The 26015-nt window shown below is 69.2% G+C and carries 25 protein-coding genes; 13 read left to right on the top strand and 12 right to left on the bottom strand.

Annotation, left to right across the window (positions count from 1 at the left end; all coding sequences use genetic code 11):
• Positions 1 to 37: 37 nt before the first annotated feature.
• Complete coding sequence (locus MKL11_RS11970; protein ID WP_243943538.1) at positions 38 to 253, bottom strand: hypothetical protein; 216 nt, start codon at positions 251 to 253, stop codon at positions 38 to 40.
• Positions 254 to 392: 139 nt separating this feature from the next.
• Positions 393 to 2126, bottom strand: coding sequence for a patatin-like phospholipase family protein (locus MKL11_RS11965; RefSeq protein WP_243943536.1), 1734 nt, complete (start codon positions 2124 to 2126; stop codon positions 393 to 395).
• Positions 2127 to 2322: 196 nt separating this feature from the next.
• On the opposite strand from MKL11_RS11965, the gene MKL11_RS11960 reads away from it, so the two are divergent.
• From MKL11_RS11960 to mmsB, 4 genes are all read left to right on the top strand, one after another.
• Positions 2323 to 3075 (top strand): SDR family oxidoreductase, encoded by a 753-nt coding sequence (locus MKL11_RS11960; protein WP_243943534.1) that lies wholly within the window; start codon positions 2323 to 2325, stop codon positions 3073 to 3075.
• A 439-nt stretch (positions 3076 to 3514) separates the two neighbouring features.
• Positions 3515 to 4588 carry a multiple monosaccharide ABC transporter substrate-binding protein gene (gene chvE / locus MKL11_RS11955; RefSeq protein ID WP_243943532.1) on the top strand — a complete coding sequence of 358 codons (1074 nt, stop codon included), beginning with the start codon at positions 3515 to 3517 and terminating at the stop codon, positions 4586 to 4588.
• Between the two features lie 99 nt (positions 4589 to 4687).
• On the top strand, positions 4688 to 6223 hold the full coding sequence (gene mmsA / locus MKL11_RS11950) for a multiple monosaccharide ABC transporter ATP-binding protein (RefSeq protein ID WP_243943530.1): 1536 nt from the start codon (positions 4688 to 4690) through the stop codon (positions 6221 to 6223).
• Positions 6220 to 7449, top strand: a complete 1230-nt coding sequence (mmsB, locus tag MKL11_RS11945; protein WP_243943528.1) for a multiple monosaccharide ABC transporter permease — start codon at positions 6220 to 6222, stop codon at positions 7447 to 7449. Before mmsA ends, mmsB begins: the two co-directional genes overlap by 4 nt.
• A 32-nt stretch (positions 7450 to 7481) precedes the next feature.
• Here mmsB and MKL11_RS11940 read toward each other — a convergent pair whose 3' ends face one another.
• Both MKL11_RS11940 and MKL11_RS11935 read right to left on the bottom strand, forming a co-directional pair.
• Complete coding sequence (locus tag MKL11_RS11940; RefSeq protein WP_243943526.1) at positions 7482 to 7835, bottom strand: hypothetical protein; 354 nt, start codon at positions 7833 to 7835, stop codon at positions 7482 to 7484.
• Positions 7836 to 7947: 112 nt separating this feature from the next.
• Entirely contained in the window at positions 7948 to 8919 is a 972-nt protein-coding gene (locus tag MKL11_RS11935) for a polyprenyl synthetase family protein (RefSeq protein ID WP_243943523.1), read from the bottom strand.
• A gap of 144 nt (positions 8920 to 9063) precedes the next feature.
• On the opposite strand from MKL11_RS11935, the gene mtgA reads away from it, so the two are divergent.
• Both mtgA and MKL11_RS11925 read left to right on the top strand, forming a co-directional pair.
• On the top strand, positions 9064 to 9726 hold the full coding sequence (gene mtgA, locus MKL11_RS11930) for a monofunctional biosynthetic peptidoglycan transglycosylase (protein WP_243943521.1): 663 nt from the start codon (positions 9064 to 9066) through the stop codon (positions 9724 to 9726).
• A gap of 63 nt (positions 9727 to 9789) precedes the next feature.
• A complete protein-coding gene (locus tag MKL11_RS11925) occupies positions 9790 to 10410 on the top strand; it encodes a hypothetical protein (RefSeq protein ID WP_243943519.1) in 621 nt (206 codons plus the stop codon).
• Positions 10411 to 10429: 19 nt separating this feature from the next.
• On the opposite strand, the gene MKL11_RS11920 is transcribed toward MKL11_RS11925, so the two are convergent.
• Positions 10430 to 11668 carry an argininosuccinate synthase gene (locus tag MKL11_RS11920; protein ID WP_243943517.1) on the bottom strand — a complete coding sequence of 413 codons (1239 nt, stop codon included), beginning with the start codon at positions 11666 to 11668 and terminating at the stop codon, positions 10430 to 10432.
• A 204-nt stretch (positions 11669 to 11872) separates the two neighbouring features.
• Between MKL11_RS11920 and MKL11_RS11915 the strand changes: the two genes are divergently transcribed.
• The 7 genes from MKL11_RS11915 to MKL11_RS11885 all read left to right on the top strand — a co-directional run bounded on the left by MKL11_RS11915 (position 11873) and on the right by MKL11_RS11885 (position 18774).
• On the top strand, positions 11873 to 12499 hold the full coding sequence (locus tag MKL11_RS11915) for a 2-hydroxychromene-2-carboxylate isomerase (RefSeq protein WP_243943515.1): 627 nt from the start codon (positions 11873 to 11875) through the stop codon (positions 12497 to 12499).
• A gap of 93 nt (positions 12500 to 12592) precedes the next feature.
• The gene (locus MKL11_RS11910) at positions 12593 to 13285 is read left to right on the top strand and encodes a DsbA family protein (protein WP_243943512.1); all 693 of its coding nucleotides are present in this window, start codon (positions 12593 to 12595) and stop codon (positions 13283 to 13285) included.
• Between the two features lie 215 nt (positions 13286 to 13500).
• On the top strand, positions 13501 to 14073 hold the full coding sequence (locus MKL11_RS11905; protein ID WP_243943510.1) for a F0F1 ATP synthase subunit delta: 573 nt from the start codon (positions 13501 to 13503) through the stop codon (positions 14071 to 14073).
• Between the two features lie 55 nt (positions 14074 to 14128).
• Positions 14129 to 15664, top strand: coding sequence for a F0F1 ATP synthase subunit alpha (gene atpA, locus MKL11_RS11900; RefSeq protein ID WP_243943508.1), 1536 nt, complete (start codon positions 14129 to 14131; stop codon positions 15662 to 15664).
• A 161-nt stretch (positions 15665 to 15825) separates the two neighbouring features.
• Positions 15826 to 16716: a F0F1 ATP synthase subunit gamma gene (locus MKL11_RS11895; protein ID WP_243943506.1), complete on the top strand. Its 891-nt coding sequence runs from the start codon at positions 15826 to 15828 to the stop codon at positions 16714 to 16716.
• A gap of 42 nt (positions 16717 to 16758) precedes the next feature.
• Complete coding sequence (atpD, locus tag MKL11_RS11890; RefSeq protein WP_243943504.1) at positions 16759 to 18216, top strand: F0F1 ATP synthase subunit beta; 1458 nt, start codon at positions 16759 to 16761, stop codon at positions 18214 to 18216.
• 156 nt (positions 18217 to 18372) lie between these two features.
• Positions 18373 to 18774 (top strand): F0F1 ATP synthase subunit epsilon, encoded by a 402-nt coding sequence (locus MKL11_RS11885; protein ID WP_243943502.1) that lies wholly within the window; start codon positions 18373 to 18375, stop codon positions 18772 to 18774.
• Here the strand turns inward: MKL11_RS11885 and MKL11_RS11880 are convergent.
• From MKL11_RS11880 to hrpB, 7 genes are all read right to left on the bottom strand, one after another.
• Entirely contained in the window at positions 18771 to 20021 is a 1251-nt protein-coding gene (locus MKL11_RS11880; protein ID WP_243943500.1) for a CCA tRNA nucleotidyltransferase, read from the bottom strand. The two genes, MKL11_RS11885 and MKL11_RS11880, sit on opposite strands and share 4 nt — an antisense overlap.
• Positions 20018 to 20275 carry a DUF6111 family protein gene (locus tag MKL11_RS11875; RefSeq protein WP_243943497.1) on the bottom strand — a complete coding sequence of 86 codons (258 nt, stop codon included), beginning with the start codon at positions 20273 to 20275 and terminating at the stop codon, positions 20018 to 20020. Before MKL11_RS11875 ends, MKL11_RS11880 begins: the two co-directional genes overlap by 4 nt.
• A 128-nt stretch (positions 20276 to 20403) precedes the next feature.
• Positions 20404 to 21051, bottom strand: coding sequence for a CoA pyrophosphatase (locus MKL11_RS11870; RefSeq protein WP_243943495.1), 648 nt, complete (start codon positions 21049 to 21051; stop codon positions 20404 to 20406).
• Entirely contained in the window at positions 21048 to 21632 is a 585-nt protein-coding gene (locus MKL11_RS11865; protein ID WP_243943493.1) for a DUF1285 domain-containing protein, read from the bottom strand. Before MKL11_RS11865 ends, MKL11_RS11870 begins: the two co-directional genes overlap by 4 nt.
• An 83-nt stretch (positions 21633 to 21715) precedes the next feature.
• Positions 21716 to 22927 carry an SMP-30/gluconolactonase/LRE family protein gene (locus tag MKL11_RS11860; protein WP_409565850.1) on the bottom strand — a complete coding sequence of 404 codons (1212 nt, stop codon included), beginning with the start codon at positions 22925 to 22927 and terminating at the stop codon, positions 21716 to 21718.
• Positions 22928 to 23006: 79 nt separating this feature from the next.
• Entirely contained in the window at positions 23007 to 23432 is a 426-nt protein-coding gene (locus MKL11_RS11855; protein ID WP_243943491.1) for a PaaI family thioesterase, read from the bottom strand.
• Between the two features lie 48 nt (positions 23433 to 23480).
• On the bottom strand, positions 23481 to 25934 hold the full coding sequence (gene hrpB / locus MKL11_RS11850; protein WP_243943488.1) for an ATP-dependent helicase HrpB: 2454 nt from the start codon (positions 25932 to 25934) through the stop codon (positions 23481 to 23483).
• Positions 25935 to 26015 lie beyond the last annotated feature (81 nt).

Below are 26015 nucleotides of genomic sequence, written 5' to 3'. Positions count from 1 at the left end.
GCCGGTTCAGGCCCGCTGTCGAAGCGTGTCCGTCCCGTCAGAAGCCGAGGGCGGAACAGGCGCCCGCCTCGGCGTCGAGTTGGTCCCTGAGGCGGTCCGGCGAGGTCCGCGTCCAGAGGCAGAGCAGGACGAAGGCTGCACCGTGCAGCAGGGCACCGGTCGCCGGGACATAGGGCGATCCGTCGCCGGCCCGTAGGCTTCGCGCCGCGTTCGTGTTGGCCGCAGCATGCGGTCTTGCAGAATGGGTCGTCATGATTCGGGGCTCACCGTGTCTTCTCTGCAGGGAAGATCGTCGCCCGGGGCGTCCGGTTACCGGCCGCCGTTTGCCGCAGTGCGCTGGCGCACGCCCGCCAGGCCGGCGCGGCGCGCCGATCCTTCAATGCATCGGGCCTTCAACGCATCGGGTCGAGCCACTGCGCCAGGTGGCCGGCCGCGATGTTCGCGCGCGTGTCCAGGTAGCCGAGTTCGGCGGATTCCCGGAAGCTCGACCAGGCGCGCAGGTCGATGCCCGCGAGCGGCGGCCTGAGCAGGGCGGTGGCATGGGCCGCCGCCACCATGGTCTGCGCGTCGCTCGAGACCGTGGCGGCGCGCAGCAGGAGCGGCGCGAGGCCCGGCATCGCCACCGGCGAGCCGATCAGCCGGCGCAGGAGCCGGCCGCGCCAGCCCCGCATCGGCATGTCCTGGAACGCGCGGTCGCTGCCGACGTCGACGGCGAGGACCGGGCCCCGCTCCAAATCCGCCGCCACATCCGCCGGCACGTTGTTCATCATGCCGCCATCGACCAGCACGCCTTCGTCGCACAGGACCGGCGGCAGCAGTCCCGGGATGGCGATGCTGGCCCGCAGCGCCCTCGGCAGGTCGCCGTCGCGGTGGATCATCGCCCGTCCGGTCGTCAGGTTCGACGAGACGCAGAAGAACGGCAGCCACAGATCCTCGATGCGCGCGCCGCCGTAGCGCTCGGCGAGGCTGGCATCGACCTTGGCGCCCCGGGTCAGGGCGTGGATCGGCAGCGTGTAATCGTTGATCAGGTTGCGGCCGGCGAAGGCGGCTTCGGTGTGACCCCAAATCTCGCCGAGGCTCCAGCCCATGGCGAGACTGGCGGCGATCACCGCGCCCATGCTGGTGCCCCCGACGAAATCCACCTTGCAGCCGATCTCATCCAGGGCCTTGAGCACCCCGAGATGGGCCAGCGCCCGCGCGCCGCCGCCGCCGAGCACGAGGCCCCGCGCCGCGCCGCAGGCGAGCCGGGCGAGCCGTGCCATGTCGTCCGGCCGACCGGGGCGGATCTGGATCCGCATGGCCGCGGGCAGGCCGGCGACGTCGGGGTGCAGGGCCTTGGGCCGCTGCGCCCGGGGATCCTGGCGCACCACCAGATCCATGCGGATCCAGTCGGAGCGCACTTGCTCCAGATAGGCGGTCGCGCCCGGGCGCGGCGGCGCGCCGGGCTCGGCCAGCAGCAGGATGTGGTCGCCGAGGCGCTGGCTCAACCGGGACCACGGTCCGTCGATCTCCCGGGCCAGGAACACCGTCCGCGCATGCCGGGCCTCGAAAGCGTGGATCGAGTCCTCGTCCGCCCCCTCCGGCCATCGGGTCAGGCACCCGGTCTCGCCCGGCAGGATCGCGTCCAGGGCGGCGGCGAAGGCCCGAGCGAACGGCTCCGGATCGGGACTGTCGGTCACCGCGAGCACCACGAAGGTGCGCGGCGCATGGTGTACCGAATGACCCTCGTAGAGGGCGCGCAGGCGCTCGGCGAGCATGCGGGCGAAATACAGAAGCGTGTGCGGATGCTCGGTGATCACGGCCTCGAAAGCCGCGCGGGTGAGGCACAGGAGCTGCGAATCGCGCAGCGCCATCACGGTCGCGGCCCGCGGCGCGTCGGACAGGAGCGCCATCTCGCCAAAAATCTCGGGCGGCCTCAGGCGGGCGATCCGGGTCTGGAGCCCGTGCTGGTCGCGGGTCGAGACGCCGACCGCGCCGGAGACCAGGGTGTAGAGCGCGTCGCCGGCATCGCCCTGCTCGAACAGGGTCCGGCCGCCCGGCACCGCCATCGCGACCATGCGGGCCCGCACCGCCTCGGCGGCCTCCGCGTCGAGGCCGGCCAGGAACGGGATCTCGGGTGCCCTCACCCCTGCCCCGCCGTGATCGCGGCCACGCCCGGCCCCCGATACGCTCGCATCCCGCCGCTCCTGATCCGCGTCCCCCGTGTCCCAGCATAGCGCGTCGGAAGCCGCTACGGTCTGCTCGTATCTGAAACGGATCGCCCTTCGCGCCGCCGCAGCCGTCCGGTACAGGCAGGACAACGGCATAAACAGGGAGGCAGCGATGTCGGTGGCGGGTCGGATCGCGATCGTGACCGGGGCGGGGACGGGGGTCGGCAGGGCTTCCGCCCTGGCGCTCGCCGGAGCCGGGTGGACCGTGGTGCTCTCCGGTCGGCGGCAGGCGCCCCTCGACGAGGTCGCGGCGCGGATCGAGCCGGGGCGCGCCCTCGTGGTGCCCACCGACGTGACCGACCCGGATTCGATCGCCAACCTGTTCGCGCAGACCAAATCCCGTTTCGGTCGCCTCGACTTGTTGTTCAACAATGCCGGAATCGGCGCGCCGCCGGTGCCGCTGGAAGACCTGCCGCTCGAGACCTGGCGCCAAGTGGTCGACACCAACCTCACCGCGCTGTTCCTGTGCACCCAGCACGCCTTCAGGATCATGCGCGACCAGGATCCCCGGGGCGGCCGGATCATCAACAACGGCTCGATCTCGGCCCATGCGCCGCGGCCGAACTCGATCGCCTACACGGCGACCAAGCACGCCGTGACCGGCATCACCAAGACGACTTCGCTCGACGGGCGCGCCTACGACATCGCCTGCGGCCAGATCGATATCGGCAACGCCGACACCCCGATGGGCGGCAAGATGAAAGAGGGCGTCGCGCAGGCCGACGGTTCCACGCGGGCCGAGGCGGTGATGGACCCGGACCATGTCGGCGACGCGGTGCTGATGATGGCGAACCTGCCGCTGGAGGCCAATGTCCAGTTCATGACCGTGATGGCGACCAAGATGCCGTTCGTCGGCCGCGGCTGACCTTTTTTATTTGAAATCGGCGCTCTCGGGCGCCGCCCGGCCGAACCGCGCACCCGCGCTTACCAACAGCCAAGCTTTTTCCCGTGCGCCCGGCGCGGCGCCGATTGACGCCCCGTTTTATAACTCATACAAATCGCTCAACAAAAACGGCCGAGTGGAAAACTCGGTCGCGCATAGGGCGAGGGCCCTCGTGACCTGTGCGCCGCCTTCGCTGGTCCAGCCGCCGAGCGTCCGCAAGACGCGCGGATGGTCTGTGCCGGTGTTGAAGACTTTTGATCGGCTCGAACAGGCCGAAAGAGCTTTAGCAAAGCGATTTCATTGTCGAACCGGGCTCGTCGAGACCGGTGGGACGGTAATTTCTGCCAATCAAAAAAACATTCGCACAATGCGAAGCGCGCCGACAGGGCGCGCGGGATTGCGATACGACCGGGGGGACTTGATGATTACCAGGCAGACCTTTCTCAAGATTGCGCTCGCCGCCTCGTTGCTGACGGGCGTCGCCGTGCCGGGGGCACTCGCCGCGAGTGGGGACCTGATCGGCGTCGCCATGCCGACCAAGTCGTCCCAGCGCTGGATCGACGACGGCAACAACATCGTGAAGCAGCTGGCCGCCAAGGGCTACAAGCCGGACCTGCAATACGCCGACGACGACATCCCGAACCAGCTCGCCCAGATCGAGAACATGCTCACCAAGGGCGCGAAGGTCCTGGTGATCGCCTCGATCGACGGGACGACGTTGAGCGACGTGCTGTCGAAGGCCAAGGATGCCGGCGTCAAGGTCATCGCCTACGATCGCCTGATCAAGGGCACCCCGAACGTCGATTATTACGCCACGTTCGACAACTTTCAGGTCGGCGTGCAGCAGGCCACCTCGATCGTCGATGCACTCGGGCTCAAGGACGGCAAGGGCCCGTTCAACATCGAGCTGTTCGGCGGCTCGCCGGACGACAACAACGCCTACTTCTTCTACGACGGCGCCCTGTCGGTGCTGAAGCCGTATCTCGACGCCAAGAAGCTCGTCGTGCGCTCGGGCCAGACCGGGATGGACAAGGTCTCGACCCTGCGCTGGGACCCGGCCACCGCCCAGGCCCGCATGGATAACCTGCTCTCGGCCTATTACGGCAGCGCCAAGCTCGACGCGGTCCTGTCGCCCTATGACGGCATCTCGATCGGCATCATCTCGTCGCTCAAGGGCGTCGGCTACGGCTCCGGCAGCCTGAAGATGCCGGTGGTCAGTGGCCAGGATGCCGAGCTGCAATCGGTCAAGTCGATCATCGCCGGCGAGCAATACTCGACGGTGTTCAAGGATACGCGCGACTTGGCCAAGGTGACGGTCGCGATGATCGACGCGATCGAGTCCGGCCAGCAGCCGGAGGTCAACGACACCAAGACCTACAACAACGGCAAGAAGGTCGTCCCGTCCTACCTGCTGAAGCCGGTGGTCGTCACCAAGGCCAACTGGAAGCCGGCCCTGGTGGATACGGGCTACTACACGCTCGACCAGCTCAAGTGAGCCTCTCGGGGCCGGGTGCCGGCCCCGACCGATCCTGGCCGATGCCGGCACCCCCGGCATCGGCTGCCGACATTTGAACGACGAGCCGGAAGTGGTCGCATGCAGCCCGTCCTCGAAATGCGGGGAATTTCCAAGTCCTTCCCCGGCGTCAAGGCGCTCACCGACGTCAACCTGACGATTGAGCCCGCCGAGATCCACGCCCTGGTCGGCGAGAACGGCGCCGGCAAATCGACGCTGATGAAGGTCCTGAGCGGGGTCTACCCGCAGGGCACCTACGAGGGCGAGATCCACTACGAGGGCCGGCTCAGCCAGTTCCGGGACATCTCCGACAGCGAGCGCGTCGGGATTGTCATCATCCACCAGGAGCTGGCGCTGGTGCCGTTCCTGTCGATTGCCGAGAAGATCTTCCTCGGCAACGAGCCGGCCCGGCTCGGCATCATCGACCGGGACCGGATGTTCACCCGGGCGGTCGAGCTCCTCAGGACCGTGGGGCTCGAAGAGAACCCCGATACGCTGGTCACCCATCTCGGGGTCGGCAAGCAGCAGCTCGTCGAGATCGCCAAGGCACTGTCGAAGCAGGTCAAGCTGCTCATCCTCGACGAGCCGACCGCGAGCCTGAGCGAGAAGGACAGCGACGCGCTCCTGCGCCTGCTGATCAGCTTCCGCGAGCAGGGCATCGCGTCGATCCTGATCTCCCATAAGCTCAACGAGATTTCCAAGGTCGCCGACCGGATCACCGTCCTGCGCGACGGCACCACGGTCGAGACCCTCGATTGCCGGGACGGGTCGATCGACGAGGACCGCATCATCCGCGGCATGGTCGGCCGCGAGATGGCGAATCGCTATCCCGCCCGCGCGCCGCGGATCGGCGACGTGATGCTGGAGGTGCGCGACTGGACGGTGCACCACGCCGTCCACGCCGACCGCCCGGTGGTGCGCAACGTCAACCTCACCGTCCGCAAGGGCGAGATCGTCGGGATCGCCGGCCTGATGGGCTCGGGCCGCACCGAGCTCGCCATGAGCCTGTTCGGCCGCGCCTACGGCCAGGGCATCTCGGGCAGCGCCCGGATCGAGGGCCGGGATGTCGATGTCTCGACCATCGGCAAGGCGATCGCGGCCGGCATCGCCTACGTCACCGAGGACCGGAAGCAGCTCGGCCTCGTCCTCGACGAGACCATCACCAAGAACACGACGCTGGCGAACCTGCCGGGCGTGTCCAGGGCGGCGGTGATCGACGAGGACAAGGAGCGCGGCGTCGCCACCGACTATCGGACCAAGATGCGGATCCGCTCCTTCGGCGTCGCGCAGCAGACCGTGAACCTGTCCGGCGGCAACCAGCAGAAGGTCGTGCTCAGCAAGTGGCTGTTCACGCACCCCAAGGTGCTGATCCTGGACGAGCCGACGCGCGGTATCGATGTCGGCGCCAAGTACGAAATCTATTCGATCATCAACGAGTTGGCCGATGGCGGCCGGGGCGTGCTGATGATCTCGTCGGAGATGCCGGAGCTGCTCGGCCTATGCGACCGCATCTACGTGATGAACGAGGGGCGCTTCGTGGGCGAGTTCCAACGCTCGGAGGCGAGCCAGGAGGCGATCATGCGCGCGATCATGCGCTCGAAGGAACTGAACGGATGACCGAGATCTCTGCGGCCAAGACGATGCCCTCCGGCCCCGATTCGATCCCGGAGGCCAAGCCCGCCGCCGATGCGCGTGCCAAGCGCGGCCTCCTCGGGACTTCGCAATTCCGGGATTACGGGCTGGTGATCGCCCTGCTGCTGATCACGCTGTTCTTCGAATACACGACGAACGGCGTGCTGTTCCAGCCGCTCAACCTGACCAACCTGATCCTGCAGAACAGCTACGTCGTCGTGATGGCGCTGGGCATGCTGCTGGTCATCGTGGCCGGGCATATCGACCTGTCGATCGGGTCGATCGTCGGCTTCGTCGGTGCGCTGGCGGCGCTGCTGATGGTCCGCTTCGACGTCGATCCCCTGTCCGCGACGATCATTTGCCTCGCGGTCGGCGCGGCCATCGGCGGGCTGCAGGGGTCTTTCGTGGCCTATCTCGGCATTCCGAGCTTCATCGTCACGCTGGCCGGCATGCTGGTGTTCCGCGGCCTGACCCTCGCACTGCTCCAGGGCGCCTCGATCGGACCGTTCCCGGAGGTGTTCCAGCTTCTCGCCAAGGGGTTTCTGGTCAATTTCGCCGGCCCCTGGACCTCGGTCCTGATCGGGATCGTGCTCTCGCTGATCCTGTTCGGCATGAACTGGCAGCGCCGTGCCGTGCAGGTCCGCCATGGCAGCCAGCCCGACAGCCTGGCCGCGTTCGTGGCCCGCAACGGTATCACGACCATCGTGATCCTCGCCTTCGCGTACCAGATGAGCGCGTATCGCGGCCTGCCGAACGTGCTGATCGTGATGTTCGTGCTGGTGATGCTCTATCGCTTCGTCACCACGCGGACGACGATCGGGCGGCGGATCTACGCGCTCGGCGGCAACATCAAGGCCGCGCGCCTGTCCGGCATCAAGACCGAGCGGCTCACCTTCCTGACCTTCGCCAATATGGGCGCCCTGGCGGGGCTCGCCGGCATGATCTTCGCCGCGCGGCTCAACACCGCGACCCCGAAGGCCGGCGTCGGCTTCGAGCTCGACGTGATCGCGGCCTGCTTCATCGGCGGCGCGTCGGCGGCCGGTGGCATCGGCAAGGTCTCGGGCGTGGTCATCGGGGCGTTCATCATCGGCGTGATGAACAACGGCATGTCGATCCTCGGGATCGGCATCGACTACCAGCAGGTGATCAAGGGCATCGTGCTGCTCGCCGCGGTCTGCCTCGACGTCTACAACAAGAAGAATCGCGCCTGACGCCGGAAGACGGCCGGTGCGCCGCCGCGGATCTACGAGGTCCGTTGGGGCTGCCGGTCGTCGCTGCGCTGCCGTTGGCTCCCCAGCTCGGGGAGGTCGCGGCCCGGCGGCACGACCGTCGTCATGAGCAGCCGATGCGGCTGCGGACCCGGCAGGAGCGGAATCGCCTGCGGCTCGGGCGCCGGCGGCAACGGGGTCGGGACGGGCACCCGCGGCTTCGGCTTCTTCGGTGCCGGCATCGCCGAGAAGCCGACACACAGCACCAGGCACGACAGACCGGTCACGACGCTCTCCACGGACGGATCCGGATGGGTCATCATGTAGCCGAGCCCGCCGAGCCCTGAGCCGGCGGCCAGGATGCGGGACAGGGGCGGATAGGAGGGCATGCCCAACAATCGGGGCTATGTCCTTGCGGGTCGGTCAAACCGACCCGTTCAATTGTCGCGATCCGGCCCTGCCCTGCCCTGAGCGCATGTCCGGCTCCGGTTACCGGTCTGATCAGGTCTTGCGGGCGACCGTGAAGCGGGCTGCGTCCCGCAGGGTCCGCGCCTTCTCGCCCCAGAGCGCCACCGCGTCCTCGCAGACGCCGACCAGGCGGTCGCACTCGGCCCGGGCCCCGTCGAGGCCGAGGCGATCGACCAGCGTAGCCTTGCCGGCATCCTTGTCCTTGCCGGTGGCCTTGCCCATCGCCTCCGGGGAGGCCTCCCGGTCCAAAATGTCGTCGGCGATCTGGAACGCCTGGCCCAGCGCCAGCCCGTAGCGCAGCAGCGCCGCCCGCTGCCCTTCGTCGGCGCCGCCGACGATCGCGCCGGCTTCCACCGAGAAGGCCAGGATCGCCCCGGTCTTCATCGCCTGCATCCGCAGGGTGTCGTCCACGTCCATATTGGCGGCGCCGAACCGTCCCTCGGCGGTGAGGTCGAGGAGCTGGCCGCCGACCATGCCGCCGAGGCCGGAGGCGCGGGCCAGCCCGAGCACCAGGTCGGCGCGGATCCGCGCGTCGGGCTGCCAGGCCGGGTCGGCGACGATCTCGAAGGCCAGCGTCTGCAGGGCATCGCCCACGAGGATGGCGGTCGCCTCGTCGTAGGCCTTGTGCACCGTCGGCTTGCCGCGGCGCATGTCGTCGTCGTCCATGGCCGGCAGGTCGTCGTGGACGAGGCTGTAGCAATGCACGAGCTCGACCCCGGCACCGGCCGCGAGCGCGGCGGCCTCGGAGCCGCCGAGCATCCGGGCGGTCTCGATGGCGAGGAACGGGCGCAGGCGCTTGCCGCCGCCGAGCACGGCGTGCCGCATCGCCTCCATCAGGCGCGGCGGCCGGGCGATCTCGCCGGGGCCGATCTCGGGGCCGAGACGGTCGACCAAAAAGGTCTCGACCGTCTCGGCGACCTGCGCCAGCCTGTGGGAAAACTCGGCGGCTTGTGTGCCTGCCTTGACCGAACCGGTCTGAGCCTGCGTTGAGGAAGTCGAGGTCATCGGGCGCTGCGTCCGGTCTTGGCCTGGCGAAATCAATCGGGCGTCGCTTTGCGCGGAGATGAAATCACGTTCGACCGAACCGGACCCAGGCGAAACGCGGCAGAGCGCGATCTGCCGCGCGCCCGCCCGAGGCGTTCCCGCCGTGTGCGTCGGATCGTGGGAGCGCTGCTGCTGCTCCCTGCCGTCGGATTCATCTTCACGCTCACGCTGGCGCTCGTCTATAGCGCGGTGACGCCGCCGTCGACCCTGATGCTCGGCCGGTGGTTGACGCTTCAGCCCGTGAGCCGGGATCCGGTGCCGCTCGCGGCGATCGCGCCGGCGCTGCTGCAGGCGGTGATCGCCTCGGAGGACCAGCGCTTCTGCCTGGATTACGGCGTCGATTTCGGCGCGATCCGCGAAGTCGTGGAGGACGAGGATTCGCCGAGCCGGGGCGCGTCGACCATCGCCATGCAGACGGTGAAGAACGTCTTCCTGTGGCCGGGCCGCTCCTACATCCGCAAGGGTCTGGAGATCCCGCTCGCGCTGGCGCTCGACGCTCTCTGGGGCAAGCGGCGGATGATGGAGATCTACCTCAACGTCGCCGAATGGGGCGACGGGATCTACGGCGCCCAGGCGGCGAGCCGCCACTGGTTCGGCAAGGATGCGAGCCGGCTGACCCGGAGCGAGGCGGCCCTCCTGGTCGCTGTGCTGCCGAACCCGATCACCCGCAGCGCCGGCCGCCCCTCCCCCGGGGTCCGCCGCCGCGCCGCGCAGATCCAGGCCATGATGGGCCAGATCGAGGGGCTCGCGGGCTGCCTGCGACGGTAGCAGCCGCCGAATCGGCTCTGTAAGAGGGGCGCCAGATCCGCGACACCCTGGGACCGACCGATCATGAACGATGCCGTCTACGACCTCACCCTCGAGCGCATCGCGTTGATCCGCCGGATGGTGGTCGCCTGGAACGGCGCCGAGCCCGGCGCGCCGATGATCCATCCGGAGGCGCCCTACGGCAGCCATGATCGGGACGGCGACATCGCCAATGTCACCGGGGACGATGACGGCGCCGAGGAGGAGCACCGGGCGCTCGAGGACGGGATCGCCGTGTTCTCGCAGAACGCCAAGCTCAAGCCCGGCCGCTACCAGTACCACAACCCGCTCGCCAAGCTGGATTGCGCGGCGATCACCGACGTCTTCCGGGATGTCGCCACCGGCGAGACGCCGGAGCACATCACTTTCGCGGTGACGGACGAACACCTCGCGCTGATCCCGCGCCTCAACCACGTCTGGGACGAGACCCACGGCGTGCCGCGCATCGACCCGGACCAGCCCTATGGCGGCACGGAGCCGTACACGCAGGACATGGGCCGCCATCTCGGCGGCGCGTCCGACGCAGGCAGCATGGCCCGGCTCCATCGCGAGATGCAGCCGGCCTTCCAGATCTTTCTGCGCTACGCCGATCTCGGGCCCGGCCTGTTCCGTCGCAACGCCGCGTCGGCCTGGGAGCCCGCCTGAGCGCGGGCCCCCGGGGGGCTCAGGCGTCCCGCTTCTTGCGCTGCGCCAGGGTGCGCAGCCGGAGCGCGTTGAGCTTGATGAACCCCGCCGCGTCGCGGTGGTCGTAGGCGACGGCGCCGTCCTCGAAGGTCACGAGGTCTTGGTCATAGAGCGAGTTCGGGCTCTCGCGCCCGATCACGTGGACGCCGCCCTTGTAGAGCTTCAGCCGCACCGTGCCGGTGACCTTCTCCTGGCTCTTGTCGATCAGCGCCTGGATCATCTCGCGCTCGGGCGAGAACCAGAAACCGTTGTAGATCAGCTCCGCGTATTGCGGCATCAGCTGGTCCTTGAGGTGGGCCGCGCCCCGGTCCAGCGTGATTGACTCGATCGCCCGGTGGGCCGGCAGCAGGATCGTGCCGCCCGGCGTCTCGTACATGCCGCGGCTCTTCATGCCGACGAAGCGGTTCTCCACGAGGTCGAGCCGGCCGATGCCGTTGTCGTGGCCGAGCTGGTTGAGCTTGGCCAGCAGGCTCGCGGGTGAGAGTTTTTCGCCGTCGATCGAGACCGCGTCGCCCTTCTCGAACCCGATCGTGACGATGGTCGGCGTGTCCGGCGCCTGCTCGGGCGAGATCGTCCGGGAGAAGACGTAATCGGGCACCTCGACGGCCGGATCCTCCAGCACCTTGCCCTCCGAGGAGGCGTGCAGGAGGTTGGCGTCCACCGAGAACGGGCTCTCGCCGCGCTTGTCCTTGGCGATCGGGATCTGGTGCTGCTCGGCGAAGGCGATCAGCTGCTCGCGGGAGCGCAGGTCCCACTCGCGCCAGGGGGCGATCACCGTGACATCGGGCTTCAGGGCATAATAGCCGAGCTCGAACCGGACTTGGTCGTTGCCCTTGCCGGTGGCACCGTGGCAGACCGCGTCGGCTCCGAGCCGCTCGGCGATCTCGATCTGCTTCTTGGCGATCAGAGGCCGCGCGATCGAGGTGCCCAGCAGATACACGCCCTCGTAGACGGCGTTGGCCCGGAACATCGGGAACACGTAGTCCCGCACGAACTCCTCGCGCAGGTCCTCGATGAAGATGTTCTCGGGCTTGATCCCGAGCAGCTCCGCCTTGCGGCGGGCGGGCTCCAGCTCTTCCCCCTGGCCGAGATCGGCCGTGAAGGTGATGACCTCGCAGCCGTAGGTGGTCTGCAGCCACTTCAGGATGATCGAGGTGTCGAGGCCGCCGGAATAGGCCAGCACCACCTTCTTCACGGGGCTCTTCGCGGGATCGGACATGCTGGTTCCGGAACTGGTGCGGGGTGTCGGCGGCTTATCGCGGGTGTCACCGGCCTGCAACCGGCGTGCCGCTTCGCGCGTAGCCTGTTGCCGGACGATCGACAGCGTTTCGCCTCATGACGGCCTTGCGGCCGTGTGAGGCACGGCGCGGCGCGGGCATTGCCTGATCCCCGCCGCATGAAGAGCATCGGAGAAGCGAAGTCCATGGCGCGCCAGCCAACCCTGGAGTTCTGGTACGAATTCGCCTCCTCGTATTCCTACCTCGCGGCGATGCGAATCGAGGCCGCCGCCGCTGAGGCCGGGGTCGCGATACGCTGGCGGCCGTTCCTGGTCGGGCCGCTGTTCGCGTCGCAGGGCTGGACGACCTCGCCGTTCAATCTCTACCCGGCCAAGGGCAAGAACATGTGGCGCGACGTGGAGCGCGAGGCCGCCCGCCTCCGCCTGCCGCCGCTCACCCGGCCGGCGCAGTTTCCCCAGAACAGCCTCAGCGCGGTGCGGGCGGCGGTCTACGGCCACGATCAGGATTGGCTGGTGCCGTTCTCGAAGGCGGTGTTTTCCGCGAGCTTCGCCGAGGGCCGCTCCATCGCGGAGCCGGCCGCCGTGGTCGAGATCCTCGATTCGCTGGGTCTCGACGGCACCCAGACCGTGCGCGCCGCCGCCGGCGAGCCGAACAAGACGCGGCTCAGGGTCAGCGTCGAGGAGGCACGCTCGCGGGGCATCTACGGCGCCCCGACCTTCCTGGCCGAGGACGGCGAGCTGTTCTGGGGCAATGACCGCCTGGAGCAGGCCCTGGCCTGGGCGGTGGGCGACCGGCCGGCCGGGATCCGGTAGGGCGGCGTTGACGGACCTGCGCCATCACGGTGCGGCGACCCCGCAGGCCGGTCGAGCCTCGACCGAACCAACCTTTTAGCCCGGACGTTTTCCATGACGCTGTCCCGTCGTCACCTCCTCGCGATCGCTGCCGGCGCGTCCCTGGGTGCCGGACCGGGGCGTGTCGGCGCGCAATCCTACGGCCAGCGCGTCGCCGTGACCGGCGACGATGGCAGGGCGGTCGCGAACTCGATCCTGCCGGGGGAGATCACCGGGCAGATCCCGGCCTTGCGCGGCGTCACCTATGCCGGACCGCCCGAGGCTCAGACCACCTTGTACGAGTTCTTCGACTTCAACTGCCCGTACTGCCGCAAGGCCGCGGCCGACGTCGTCGCCCTGCACGAGTCCGATCCGGACCTGCGCATCGGCCTCGTCAGCAACCCGATCCTGTCGCCGCAATCCGCCCAGGCCGCCAAGGTGATGCTCGCGGTGCAGCGCAAGCTCGGCTCGGCCGCCGCGTGGACTTTCTACCGCACGCTCCTGGGCAAGCCCGGCCGCATCGACGGACCCGGCGCCCTGACGGCGGCGGCCGCGCTCGGCATCCCGCAGGCGGAGATCGAGGAGATCGCCGACAGCGACGAGGTCCGTCTGGCGCTCAAGGGCCAGATGCGGATGGCGGCCGATCTCGGCCTCTACGCGACGCCGTCCTACGTGCTCGGCAACAGCGGCATCCTCGGCCATCCGGGCGCCAACGCCATGGCGAGGATGATCGCCAGCACCCGGCGATGCGATCGGCTCGCCTGCTGAACCACGCGGCGTCACACTTCCGCCTCCGTATCGCGCAGAGCCACCCCGGTCCGTGTTGCGTGCGGCCATGCTGACATGCTAGGCGGTCGCCGCGCCACAAGGGCTGGTCCTCGACCGTTCCACTGCTGGCGCGATCCCATGTCCCGTACGGTCTCCGCACCGCGTTCCCGGCCGGAGCGCGCGGAGCGGGCGGGCAACAGAGAAGAGAGCGACGGGTGGCGCAGAACGGTTCCGAGGCTGGTCCCCTGGTTGCAGGCGTGGCGGGCCGGTACGCTTCCGCCCTGTTCGAGCTCGCGCGCGACGAGCGCCAGATCGATGCCGTCGCCGAGGGCCTCAATCAATTCGATGGCCTGCTGAAGGAGAGCGCGGATCTCCGCCGCCTCGTCCGCAGCCCGGCCTTCACGCCCAACGAGCAGGAAGCCGCCATCGGTGCGGTGCTCGACCGCGCCGGGATCGGTGGACTGGCCGGCAATTTCATCCGACTCGCGGCCTCGAATCGGCGGTTGTTCGCCCTTCCGGGCATGATCGCCGCCTTCCGCTCGTTGGTGCAGGATTCCAAGGGAATCGTGCGCGCCGAAGTGCGGGTGGCCGAACGGCCCTCCGACGCCCTGATCGAGGAGATCAAGGCGTCGCTCCGCGACGTCGCCAAGGCCGATATCGATCTCGACCTCGTGGTCGACCCGAGCCTGATCGGCGGCCTCGTCGTCCGCATGGGCTCGCGCATGATCGATGCGTCCCTGAAGACCAAGCTCAACGGTATCCGCCTCGCGATGCAGGCCGCGCGGTAAGCGCGCCTCATCCGATCCGAACAAGCACTGACGATTTAGCGACAGAGGCCCGAGTATGGACATCCGCGCAGCCGAGATCTCCGCGATCCTGAAGGACCAGATCAAGAACTTCGGCGAAGAGGCCGAGGTCTCCGAGGTCGGGCAGGTCCTGTCCGTCGGTGACGGCATCGCCCGCGCCTACGGCCTCGACAACGTCCAGGCCGGCGAGATGGTCGAGTTCGAGTCGGGGGTGCGCGGCATGGCGCTCAACCTCGAGCAGGACAACGTCGGCATCGTGATCTTCGGCTCCGACCGCGAGATCAAGGAAGGCCAGACCGTCAAGCGCACCGGCGCCATCGTGGACGTGCCGGTCGGCAAGGGCTTGCTCGGCCGCGTGGTCGACGGCCTCGGCAACCCGATCGACGGCAAGGGCCCGATCGCCTCCACCGAGCGTCGCCGCGTCGACGTGAAGGCCCCGGGCATCATCCCGCGCAAGTCGGTGCACGAGCCGATGGCCACGGGCCTGAAGGCGATCGACGCCCTGATCCCGGTGGGCCGCGGCCAGCGCGAGCTGATCATCGGCGACCGCCAGACGGGCAAGACCGCCATCGCCCTCGACACGATCCTGAACCAGAAGCCCGGCCACGCCGCGAGCGGGGACGAGGCGTCCAAGCTCTACTGCATCTACGTCGCCATCGGCCAGAAGCGCTCCACGGTGGCGCAGTTCGTGAAGGTGCTGGAGGACCAGGGCGCCCTGGAATATTCCATCGTCATCGCCGCCACCGCCTCGGACGCCGCGCCGATGCAGTTCATCGCGCCCTTCGCCGGCTGCGCCATGGGCGAGTACTTTCGCGATAACGGCATGCACGCCGTGATCGTGTATGACGATCTGTCCAAGCAGGCCGTCGCCTACCGCCAGATGTCGCTGCTGCTGCGCCGCCCGCCGGGCCGCGAGGCCTATCCGGGCGACGTGTTCTACCTCCACAGCCGCCTGCTCGAGCGCGCCGCCAAGATGGGCGACGCCGCCGGCAACGGCTCGCTGACCGCCCTGCCGGTCATCGAGACCCAGGCAAACGACGTCTCGGCCTACATCCCGACCAACGTGATCTCGATCACCGACGGCCAGATCTTCCTCGAGACCGACCTGTTCTACCAGGGCATCCGCCCGGCGGTGAACGTCGGCCTCTCGGTGTCGCGGGTGGGCTCCTCGGCCCAGACCAAGGCGATGAAGAAGGTTGCCGGCAAGATCAAAGGCGAGTTGGCGCAGTACCGCGAGATGGCGGCCTTCGCGCAGTTCGGTTCCGATCTCGACGCCTCGACCCAGCAGCTCCTGAACCGCGGCTCGCGGCTCACCGAGCTCCTGAAGCAGCCGCAATTCTCGCCGCTGAAGATGGAAGAGCAGGTCGCGGTGATCTACGCCGGCGTGAACGGCTACCTGGACAAGCTCCCGGTCAGCAAGATCCGCGCCTTCGAGGACAGCCTGCTCAGCACGCTGCGCTCGAAGCACCAGGACCTGCTCAGCGCCATCGCCACCTCCAAGGACCTGTCGGACGAGAGCGCCGGCAAGCTCAAGAGCGTGGTCGAGGGCGTGGCCAAGTCGATCGGCAACTGATCGGATAGCCACCACGGTGACCTCCCCGCCTCCGGTGGGGAGGATCGGGATGGAGCCGGTGCCGCGGGCACCGTCGGCCGCCATACCCGGCACCGCCACCACCTTCGGCTCCTCCCCGCACGGGGGAGGAGAGGCCCTGGAACGGATCTGGACGCGGCCCGATGGCGAGTTTGAAGGACCTGCGCAACCGCATCACCTCGGTGAAGGCGACGCAGAAGATCACCAAGGCCATGCAGATGGTCGCCGCCGCCAAGCTGCGCCGGGCGCAGATGGCCGCCGAGGCGGGCCGGCCCTTCGCCGAGAAGATGGCCCAGGTGCTCGGCAACCTCGCGGGCAATCTGGTCGGCGGCGTCGGCGCTCCCAAGCTCCTCTCCGGGACCGGTTCCGAGCAGACCCATCTCCTGGTCGTCTGCACCGGCGACCGCGGCCTGTGCGGCGCGTTCAACTCCTCGATCGTCCGTCTGGCGGTCCGGGAATACATCCAGAAGCTCACCGCCGCGGGCAAGACCGTCAAGATCATGACGGTCGGCAAGAAGGGCGCCGATCAGCTGCGCCGCCTCTACCGCGATCAGATCGTCGAGAGCATGGACATCCGCGGCAATCGCCCGGTCGATTACGAGTTCGCCGCCGAGATCGCTGACAAGATCCTCACCCGCTTCGAGGCCGGCGAGTTCGACGTCGCGACGCTGTTCTATTCCGAGTTCCGGTCGGTGATCTCGCAGATCCCCACCGCGCAGCGCCTGATCCCGGCGGAGCTGCCCGAGGCCGACACCTCCGCGAAGAGCGCCAACGGCAACGCCGCCCTGGAGTTCGAGCCCTCCGAGGAGGCGATCCTGGAGACGCTGCTGCCGAAGAACCTCACCGTGCAGGTCTACCGGGCGCTCCTGGAAAATGCCGCGTCCGAGCAGGGTGCGCGCATGAGCGCCATGGACTCGGCTACCCGCAATGCGGGCGAGATGATCAAGAAGCAGACGCTGATCTACAACCGCACGCGTCAGGCCATGATCACCAAAGAACTCATCGAGATCATCTCGGGCGCGGAAGCCCTCTGAGGCTCCCCGACCTGAACGCACAGCTTGAAGGGTAGGTTTACGATGGCGAACACCGCACTCCCCGGCGCCGGCTCCAACAAGGTCGGCAAGATCACCCAGGTCATTGGCCCTGTGGTCGACGTCCAGTTCGACGGCCACCTGCCCGAGATCCTGAACGCTCTGGAGACCAAGAACAACGGCGCCCGCCTCGTCCTCGAGGTGGCCCAGCAGCTCGGTGAGAGCACCGTCCGCTGCATCGCCATGGACACGTCCGAGGGCCTGACCCGCGGCCAGGAGTGCATGGATACCGGCGAGCCGATCAAGGTGCCGGTCGGCATGAACACCCTCGGCCGGATCATGAACGTCATCGGTGAGCCGATCGACGAGCTCGGCCCGGTGGTGTGCGACACCTACCGCGCCATCCACCAGCCGGCCCCGTCCTATGCCGACCAGTCGACCGAGGCGCAGATTCTCGTCACCGGCATCAAGGTGGTGGACCTGCTGGCCCCCTACTCCAAGGGCGGCAAGGTCGGCCTGTTCGGCGGCGCCGGCGTCGGCAAGACCGTGCTGATCATGGAGCTGATCAACAACATCGCCAAGGTTCACTCTGGCTACTCGGTGTTCGCCGGCGTCGGTGAGCGGACCCGCGAGGGCAACGATCTCTATCACGAGATGATCGAATCCAAGGTGAACGTCGACCCGAAGGAGCATGGCGGCTCGGCCGAGGGCTCCAAGTGCGCCCTGGTCTACGGCCAGATGAACGAGTCGCCCGGCGCCCGCTCGCGGGTGGCGCTCACCGGCCTGACCATCGCGGAGCAGTTCCGCGACGAGGGCCAGGACGTGCTGTTCTTCGTGGACAACATCTTCCGCTTCACCCAGGCGGGCTCCGAGGTTTCGGCGCTTCTCGGCCGCATCCCGTCGGCGGTGGGCTACCAGCCGACGCTCGCCACCGACATGGGCGCCCTCCAGGAGCGCATCACCACCACCACCAAGGGCTCGATCACCTCGGTGCAGGCGATCTACGTGCCCGCCGACGATCTGACCGATCCGGCGCCTGCGGCGTCCTTCGCCCACCTCGACGCCACGACCGTGCTGTCGCGCTCGATCGCCGAGAAGGGCATCTACCCGGCGGTGGATCCGCTGGACTCGACCTCGCGCATGCTGTCGCCGGCGATCCTCGGCGAGGAGCATTACGACGTCGCCCGCCGCGTCCAGCAGACCCTGCAGCGCTACAAGGCGCTCCAGGACATCATCGCGATCCTGGGCATGGACGAGTTGTCCGAGGAGGATAAGCTCACCGTCGCCCGCGCCCGCAAGATCGAGCGCTTCTTCTCGCAGCCCTTCACGGTGGCCGAGGTGTTCACCGGCTCGCCGGGCGTGCAGGTGCCGCTCGAAGACACCATCAAGGGCTTCAAGGGCCTGGTGAACGGCGATTACGACGACCTGCCGGAGGCCGCCTTCTACATGGTCGGCACGATCGAGCAGGCCCAGGAAAAGGCCAAGAAGCTCAAGGCCGCGTAAGTAAGTGCGGGCATCCCCTCCCCCTTGCGGGGAGGGGTTAGGGGTGGGGCCGGTGCAGGATTGAGCGGATCCGGTGCCTCCTGCCACACCCCCACCTCCACCTCCTCCCCCCAAGGGGGAGGAGCGCGCGTTGCGGGTTCGGGAAGCTAGAGACCGATGGCCACCTTCCACTTCGATTTCGTCGGCCCCGAGCGGACGCTGTATTCCGGCGAAGTGACCGCCGTTCAGCTGCCCGGCACCGAGGGCGAGATGACAGTGATGCCGGGCCACGCCCCGGTCCTGACCTCCCTGCGGGTCGGTGTCATCGTGATCACCGAGAGCCAGGGCAGCGGCAAGCGGATCTACGTCCGCGGCGGCTTCGCCGATATCGGCCCGACCGCCGTGACGGTCCTCGCCGAGCGTGCCGCGCCGATCGAGGAGCTGACCCACGACTCCCTCGACAAGGATATCGAGGCGGCCGAGCTGCAGCGGGACGCCACCGAGGATCTGCAGAAGCGCGAAGAGCTGAACGGGCAGATCGTCCAGCTCCGGGAGACCAAGGCGCTCCTCAAGCTTTAAATGTGGGATTGGCGCGCGCTGTCGAGCGCGTGCGTTAAAAGCTCGGCCCGCGCCTCGGCGTCGGTCGGGCATCCGCGCTCCAGCCAGAGCGCTCGGGCCGCAGCCAATCCCCGGCCGATGGACGGTCCGGCCGATAGGCCCGCGGCCACCAGATCCGCTCCCGTGAGCGGAAAGCGCGGCGCGCCCCCCTCCCCGCCCAGAACCTGAAGCGCCCGCCGGGCCTCATCCTCCAGGATGGGCCGCGGCCCGCCGTCCAGGATCGCCAGCGTCTCGTTCAGCACCGGCAACCCGTGCTCGGCCGTGAGCGACCTGGCCGCTTGCGCGTCGATCGCCGCGCGGCCATGCAGGTTCGCCAGCGCGTCCGCGTAGGCGGTCAGCTGCGCGTGCTCCTGCTTCGACAGGCGCAGCCGATCCCGCAGCCGATCCGCGTCGTGCCGGCCATTGACCGAGAGCGCCGCCAGCCGCATCACGGGTGTGAGAGAGGCGGTTACCGCCCGCTCGAGCCGCCCCAGTTCGGCGACGCCGCCGGTGATCTGCTGGAGCAGTCCGGTCGCGCTCAACGTGCGGACCATCGGCAGACAGCCCCGGGCTTCCAGCAGCTTCATGAATTCCGACCGGACCCGTTCACGGGAGAGCCGGTCCAGGGCTTGCCGGGCGGCGATGCAGGCGGAGAGCGCGGCTTCATCCGGCGGCCCGGCGCCGAAGCGTGCGTGGAAGCGAAAGAACCGCAGAATCCGCAGGGCATCCTCGCGGATGCGGGTGGCCGGATCGCCGATGAACCGGACCCGCCCGGCCTTGAGATCGGCCAAACCGCCGACCGTATCGTGCAGGCGCCCGTCGGCCGCGAGGGACAGTGCGTTGACGGTGAAGTCGCGCCGCTCGGCATCGCGAGCGAAGTCGCGGCCGAAACGCACCACCGCGTGGCGGCCGTCGGTCTCGACATCCTCGCGCAGGGTCGTCACCTCGATCGGGCCGTCCTCGGTGACAAGGGTGATCGTGCCGTGCTCGATTCCGGTAGGCACCGCCTTGAGGCCCGGTGCAGTGCGGGCGGCGGCGATCACCGCGTCCGGCAGGAGCGTGGTCGCGAGGTCGATATCGGCGGACCGGGTCCCGAGCAGCGCATCGCGCACGCAGCCGCCGACCAGGCGGGTCTCGGCGCCGGGCCGATCCAGGGCCGTGAGCGCCCGGCGCACGCCCGGCTGGTCGAGCAGGGCGGTCAGTGCGCCGTGATCGAGCGCCCGCGTCACTTGAATGCGCCCGGCACCAGGCGGCCGTTCTCCATATGGGTCGGCACGTAGCCGCCGGCCCGGCGCTCCGAGAACAAGCCCTCGTAGACCAGCGTGCCGATCACCACGGCAAGGCCGGCCAGCACAAGGCGGACGATGTGCGGATCCCAATGCACCCGGCGCAGCGGGTTGCGGCCGGCCAGCACGAGATAGACCATGAACAGGGCGAAGGGGATGAGGAAGAGGCCGAACTCTTCGATGAGGCGGCGCAGCATGACGGTGTGTAGCCTTATCCCGCTGGGTCAGCGCTGGAGCGAGCGGCAGTTTTTCGTGAACGACAGCCCGTTTCCAACTCCGTGTCATCGCATGAGAGGTCCGAAAGACCGGAATCCTCTTTGCCGCATCACACTCTCGTCTCCGGGTAGAGGCGCTCCCGGAGGTTGTTCAGGATCCCGGCGGTGACGCCCCAGATCAGCCGGTCCTCGAAGGTCAGGGCATAGTATCGGCGCGGCCGTCCCTGCCAGACCCGGGCTTGCAGAACGTAGCGGTCCCGATCCATCAGCACCGCCAGCGGCACCTCGAACACGTCCGCCACCTCTGTGGGGTTTGGCGTGAAGGTGGCTTCCGGTCCGACGACGCCGATCACCGGCGTGACCAGGAACCCGGTGCCGGACAGGTAGGGGTCGAGATAGCCGAGCAGGCGTACGGATTCGGGTGGAAGTCCGATCTCCTCGTGGGCCTCCCGCAGCGCCGCGTCCGCGGGGCCGGGATCGGCGGGGTCGATCTTGCCGCCCGGCAGCGCGACCTGCCCGGAATGGTCGCGCAGATTGGCGGCACGCTGGGTCAGCACCAGGTACGGTCCGGCCGGCCGGAACACCACCGGGACCAGCACCGCGGCCCGCCGGTGCGGTGGCGGCGGGATCAGGGCGGTGCCGCCCGGGTCGAGGCTGTGGTCGCCCCCGGGATTCGAGGTCGGGTCGTCCGGGCCCGGCGGGTCCGGAGACAGGTGGCACGCGGCGCGGGCGAGGAAATCGGCGCGCGGGTCGCTCACGCGGCCTCGGCCGGGGCAATGGTGTGGAAAGTGCCGCCGGCCCAGAGGCCGAGCCATGGCCGCCCGTCGACCGAGCGTTCCTCGGCCAGATCCACCAGATCGTAGGTGAGCGCCCGGGTCACCAGCGCCCATAGCCCGCGCCGGACATGGAGATAGGGCTTCAACGCCCCGTCCGGGCCCTGCTCGAAGCGCAGGCCATGTTCGGGATCGACACTGACGAGGTCGTCGACATTGGTCCGGAACGAGATCCGCCGGCCTTCCCCGGTGCCGTCGACAGCCATCTCCACGGCGATGAAGGCGGCATCCTCCACGGTGATGCCGACGCTCTCCACCGGGGTGACCAGCACGACCCGCCCGTCCGGCTCGCACCGCAGGATCGTGGAAAACAGCCTGACCAGCTTGTCCCGGCGAATCGGCGAACCGTTGTGATGCCAGGTCCCGTCCGCGGCGATGCGGATATCGATAGGCCCGCAATAGGGCGGATCCCACTTTTCGACCGGCGGCAGCCCGCGCCTGGGCAGGTCGCCCAGGGCTGCGCTGAGGCGGCTCAGGTTCGGGTCGGGGTCGGGATCGTCGCTCATGCCGCTCCAGATAGCGCCGCGGAGGCCCGGCAACCACGGTCAGATTGCTACCTGTCGCCCTTGCCCGACCCGCCTCTCCCTGCTCACGCCGGTCCCGCCCCCTGTGTGTTGACGTAGACCGCGTAGAGCGACTGGCTGGCGGTCATGAACAGGCGGTTCCGCTTCGGACCGCCGAAGGTGAGGTTGCCGCAGACCTCGGGCAGGCGGATCCGGCCGATCAGCTTGCCCTGCGGCGACCAGACCGTGACGCCGTTGTAGCCCACGGCGCGGCCGGCATTGCTCGCCACCCAGAGGTTGCCGTCGACATCGGCCCGCATGCCGTCGGGGCCGCATTTCACGCCGTCCACGACGCAATCCGAGAACAGCCGCTTGTTCGAGACGGCGGGACCGGTCCCGACATCGAAGGCGTAGATCTCGCCCTTGCCGCCGGGTCCGGTATCGCCCGGGCCCTTGCCGGTGGAGGAGAGGTAGAGCGTCTTGTGGTCGGGCGCGAAGCAGAGGCCGTTCGGGTTCGGCACCTGCGCGTCGGTCAGCACCTGGTCGATCCGGCCGGTCGGGTCGATCCGGTAGAGCGCGTTGGGGAGCCCGCGCTTGCCCGTCCAGAGACCGGCCGGCTGCCCGAGCCGCGGATTGAGGCGACCCTGCGGGTTCGAGGGGCCGCCCGCCTCGTCCGGCGTTCCCTCGTACAATTGTTCGCCGTAGGGTGGATCGGTGAACCAGTACGATCCGTCGGCGTGCTGCTCGATGTCGTTGGGCGAATTGAACGGCTTGCCGTCGAAGTGGTCGGCCAGGATGGTTGCGGAGCCGTCGAGCTCGTAGCGCACCACCCGCCGGGTGATGTGCTCGCAGGAAATCTGGCGGCCCTGGCGATCGAAGCTGTTGCCGTTCGAGTTGTTGCTGTGGCTGCGGAAGATTCCGACATGGCCGTCCTCCTCGAGCCACCGCATCTGGCGGTCGTTCGGGATGTCGCTCCAGATCAGGAAGCGGCCGAGACTGTTCCAGGCTGGCCCTTCGGCCCAAAGCGCGCCGGTCCAGAGGCGGCGGATGGCGCTGTTGGGCACGATGTATCGCTCGAACGCCGGATCGACCGTGAGTACGTCGGGATCGGTGAAATACGTGGTCGGCGGTGCGCCGGGGCGGAAGTCGCGCGGCGGGTTGGTCACGGTGCTCGGCGGCTCCGGCTGGCCGAAAGCGCTCGTGGTGCTGGCCAAGGCCACGCCGGCACCTACCAGCATGGTGCGCCGGGACGGCATCGCGAGCCGGGTCTTGGTCGCATCATCCTGCATTTGCTGCATGACATTCCTCCCCGTGGGTCGATCGACCGTCGATCGAACCGTCGCGAGTCGCGTCATTATGACGCGGTGTTATGACGGTTCAACCGGGCCGGCGCCGCAGGATCTTCCAGACGCCGTCGGCCGACGCCACGAGGCGCGTACCCTCCCGGACGTCCCCGCGCATGAACACGAGGGAGCCGGTGCGCTTGACCACCTGGGGGTGCACCTCGATCCAGTCGCCGAGGCGGCCGACATCGATGAACTTCATCTCGAGCTGGATCGTGACGCAATTGGCGCCGTCGGCAGCCCGCATCGCGGTCTCGCCGAGCGCCCGGTCGGCGAAGCTCATCAGCATGCCGCCATGGACCACGCCGATCAGGTTGGCGTGCTTCTGCTCCGCCCGGAACGCGTAGGCCCCGTCCGCGTCGCGAAAGTGCAGTGGCCCGACATGGGCGATGAAGCCCCTGTCCTCTACCGCCGCCCAGCCCTCGGATACGGGATCGAAGGTTTTCGGGTCGGTCGTCATCGCGTCGCGTCCGTCCTGTCGTGGTGGTGGTCGATGAGCATCGGGGATTCATGTCCCGCGGGGCTTGGCCCGCCGGGTCGGCGCCTCGGCGAGCGGGTCTTCCGGCCAGGGGTGGCGGAGGTAGCGCCCGCGCATCTCCGCCCGCACCGAAGCCCAGGAGCCGCGCCAGAAGCCCGGCAGGTCCCGGGTGATCTGGATCGGACGGTGAGCCGGCGAGAGCAGGTGCAGAACGAGGGGCCGGCCGCCGGCGGTCGGGTGCCGGTCGAGGCCGAACAACTCCTGCACCCGGACGGCCAGGATCGGTTCGGCCTCGGTGTAGTCGACCGGGATGCGCGAGCCGGTCGGCACCTCGACATGGGTCGGCGCCTCGGCATCGAGGCGGCCGCGAAGCTGCCAGGGCAGCAGGCCCAGCAAGGACCCCGCGAGGTCGTCCGCGGTGATGGCGGCCACGGAATTGCGCCCGACCAAAGCCGGCGCCAGCCAGGTCTCGGCGCTCGCCGCGAGGGCGGCATCGGACAGGTCCGGCCATTCGGCCCCCTCGGCCGTGCGCAAGAACTGAACCCGGGCGCGCCATTGCGAAAGTGCCGGCGTCCAGGGCAGGCGATCGATGCCCAGCCCGACGATGCCCTGGGCCAGGATCGCGGCGGAGTCTTGGCCGGCCGGAACCGGCAGCGGCCGTTCCCCGAGACCGACCGCGCCCAGGCGACGGACCGCCCGCGCCCGCAGGGCGGCGGCCTGGGGATCGAAGGTCACCTCGGTGCAGGCCTTGATCCGGTCGGCGAAGAGGCGCTCGATCGCCTCGGCGCCGATCGAAGCCGCCGCCAGGATGCGGGCATTGCCGGCGGCGCCCGCGAGGTCGGCGACCACCAGATAGGTCTCCCGGGCGAGCGGGCTCGCCGGGTCGAGCCGGCCTGCGCGACCGCTGGCCATCACGAACTCGCCCTCCCGGCCCCGGGCGCGGGCGACCCGGTCGGGATAGGCCAGCGCCAGCAGCGGGCCGGCCGCTTCCCGGTCGTTCTGTCGAGCGCCCCCGGCGATGCGCGCCCAATTCTCGGCGAGGCGACGCATGTCCGCGGCCCGGCCACCCCGGTCCCGGAGGAAGCGCTCGACCCGCTCGTCGAGGTCGATGCCGTCGCCGCCGAGCCCGCGCTCCACCAGCACCGCCGCCAGGTCCGCGGCGGCCCGCGCCTGGCCGACCCCCGCCGCCACCGTGACCATCCGGGCGAGCCGCGGCGGTAGCGGGAGGGCGCGCAGTTTCGTGCCGATCTCGGTGAGCCGCCCGTCGGAATCGAGCGCCCCGAGGGCGGCGAGCATGGTGCGAGCTTCCGTGAGCGCCGCCGCGGGCGGCGGATCCAGGAAGGCGAGCCTGCGCGGGTCGGTGACGCCCCAGGCCGCGCAGTCGAGGAGCAGCCCGGCGAGATCGGCCGACAGGATCTCGGGACGGGTGAACGGTTCGAGCGCGCTGGTGCCGCCCTCCGACCACAGCCGCCAGCATAGGCCGGGCTCTGTCCGTCCGGCGCGACCCCGGCGCTGGTCGACCGAGGCACGGGACGCCCGCGCTGTCACCAGCCGGGTCAGGCCGAGGCCCGGCTCGTAGACCGGCACCCGGGCCAGGCCGGAATCGACCACGATCCGGACGCCCTCGATGGTCAGCGAGGTCTCGGCGATGCTGGTCGCCAGCACGACCTTGCGGGTGCCGGCAGGCGCCGGCGCGACGGCGCGGTCCTGTTCGGCGGGCGTGAGCGCGCCGTAGAGCGGGGCGAGCTGGACCTCGGGCCCGACCTTGTCGGCGAGAAGGTCGTGGGTCCTGCGGATCTCGGCCTGGCCCGGCAGGAACACCAGCACCGAGCCCGGATCCGCCCGCAGCGCCCGCAGCGTCACCTCGGCGACGGACTCTTCGATCCGCCGGTTCGGGTCGCGCTCGGCGTAGCGAGTCTCCACCGGAAAAGCCCGACCCTCGGAGGCGATCACCGGGGCGTCGCCCAGCAGCCGCGCGACCCGGGCACCATCCAGGGTCGCCGACATGACCAGGATGCGCAGATCCTCGCGCAACCCGCCCTGCGCGTCGCACGCGAAGGCCAGGCCGAGATCGGCGTCGAGGGAGCGCTCGTGGAACTCGTCGAACAGGACCGCGCCGATGCCCGCGAGTTCCGGATCGTCGAGGACCATGCGCGTGAACACGCCCTCGGTCACCACTTCGATTCGGGTCCGCGCCGAGATCTTCGAGCCGAGCCGCACCCGCAGCCCGACCGTGCCCCCGACCGGTTCGCCCAGGGTCTGCGCCATCCGGGCGGCGGCGGCCCGGGCCGCCAGACGGCGCGGCTCCAGCAGGATGATTTTCTGTCCCCCCAGCCAAGGCGCATCGAGCAGATCGAGGGGGACGCGCGTGGTTTTGCCAGCGCCGGGGGGCGCCACCAGCACGGCGGCGTTCCGGGCGGCGAGCGCGCTGCGCAGTTCGGGAAGCGCCGCCTCGATCGGCAGCGCGGTAACGGGACCGGCCATCACCTCCGCTGATGGCCCGGCCAGGCGCCAGGCGCAACCGCCCGGCCGCGGCGCGTGACGCCGTCGCGCGATCGATACCGA

The sequence above is a fragment of the Methylobacterium sp. J-077 genome (assembly GCF_022829365.1).
Taxonomy (GTDB): Bacteria; Pseudomonadota; Alphaproteobacteria; order Rhizobiales; family Beijerinckiaceae; genus Methylobacterium.
The sequence above is the reverse complement of the archived record's forward strand: the minus strand, read 5'-3'. Positions and strand labels throughout refer to the sequence as shown.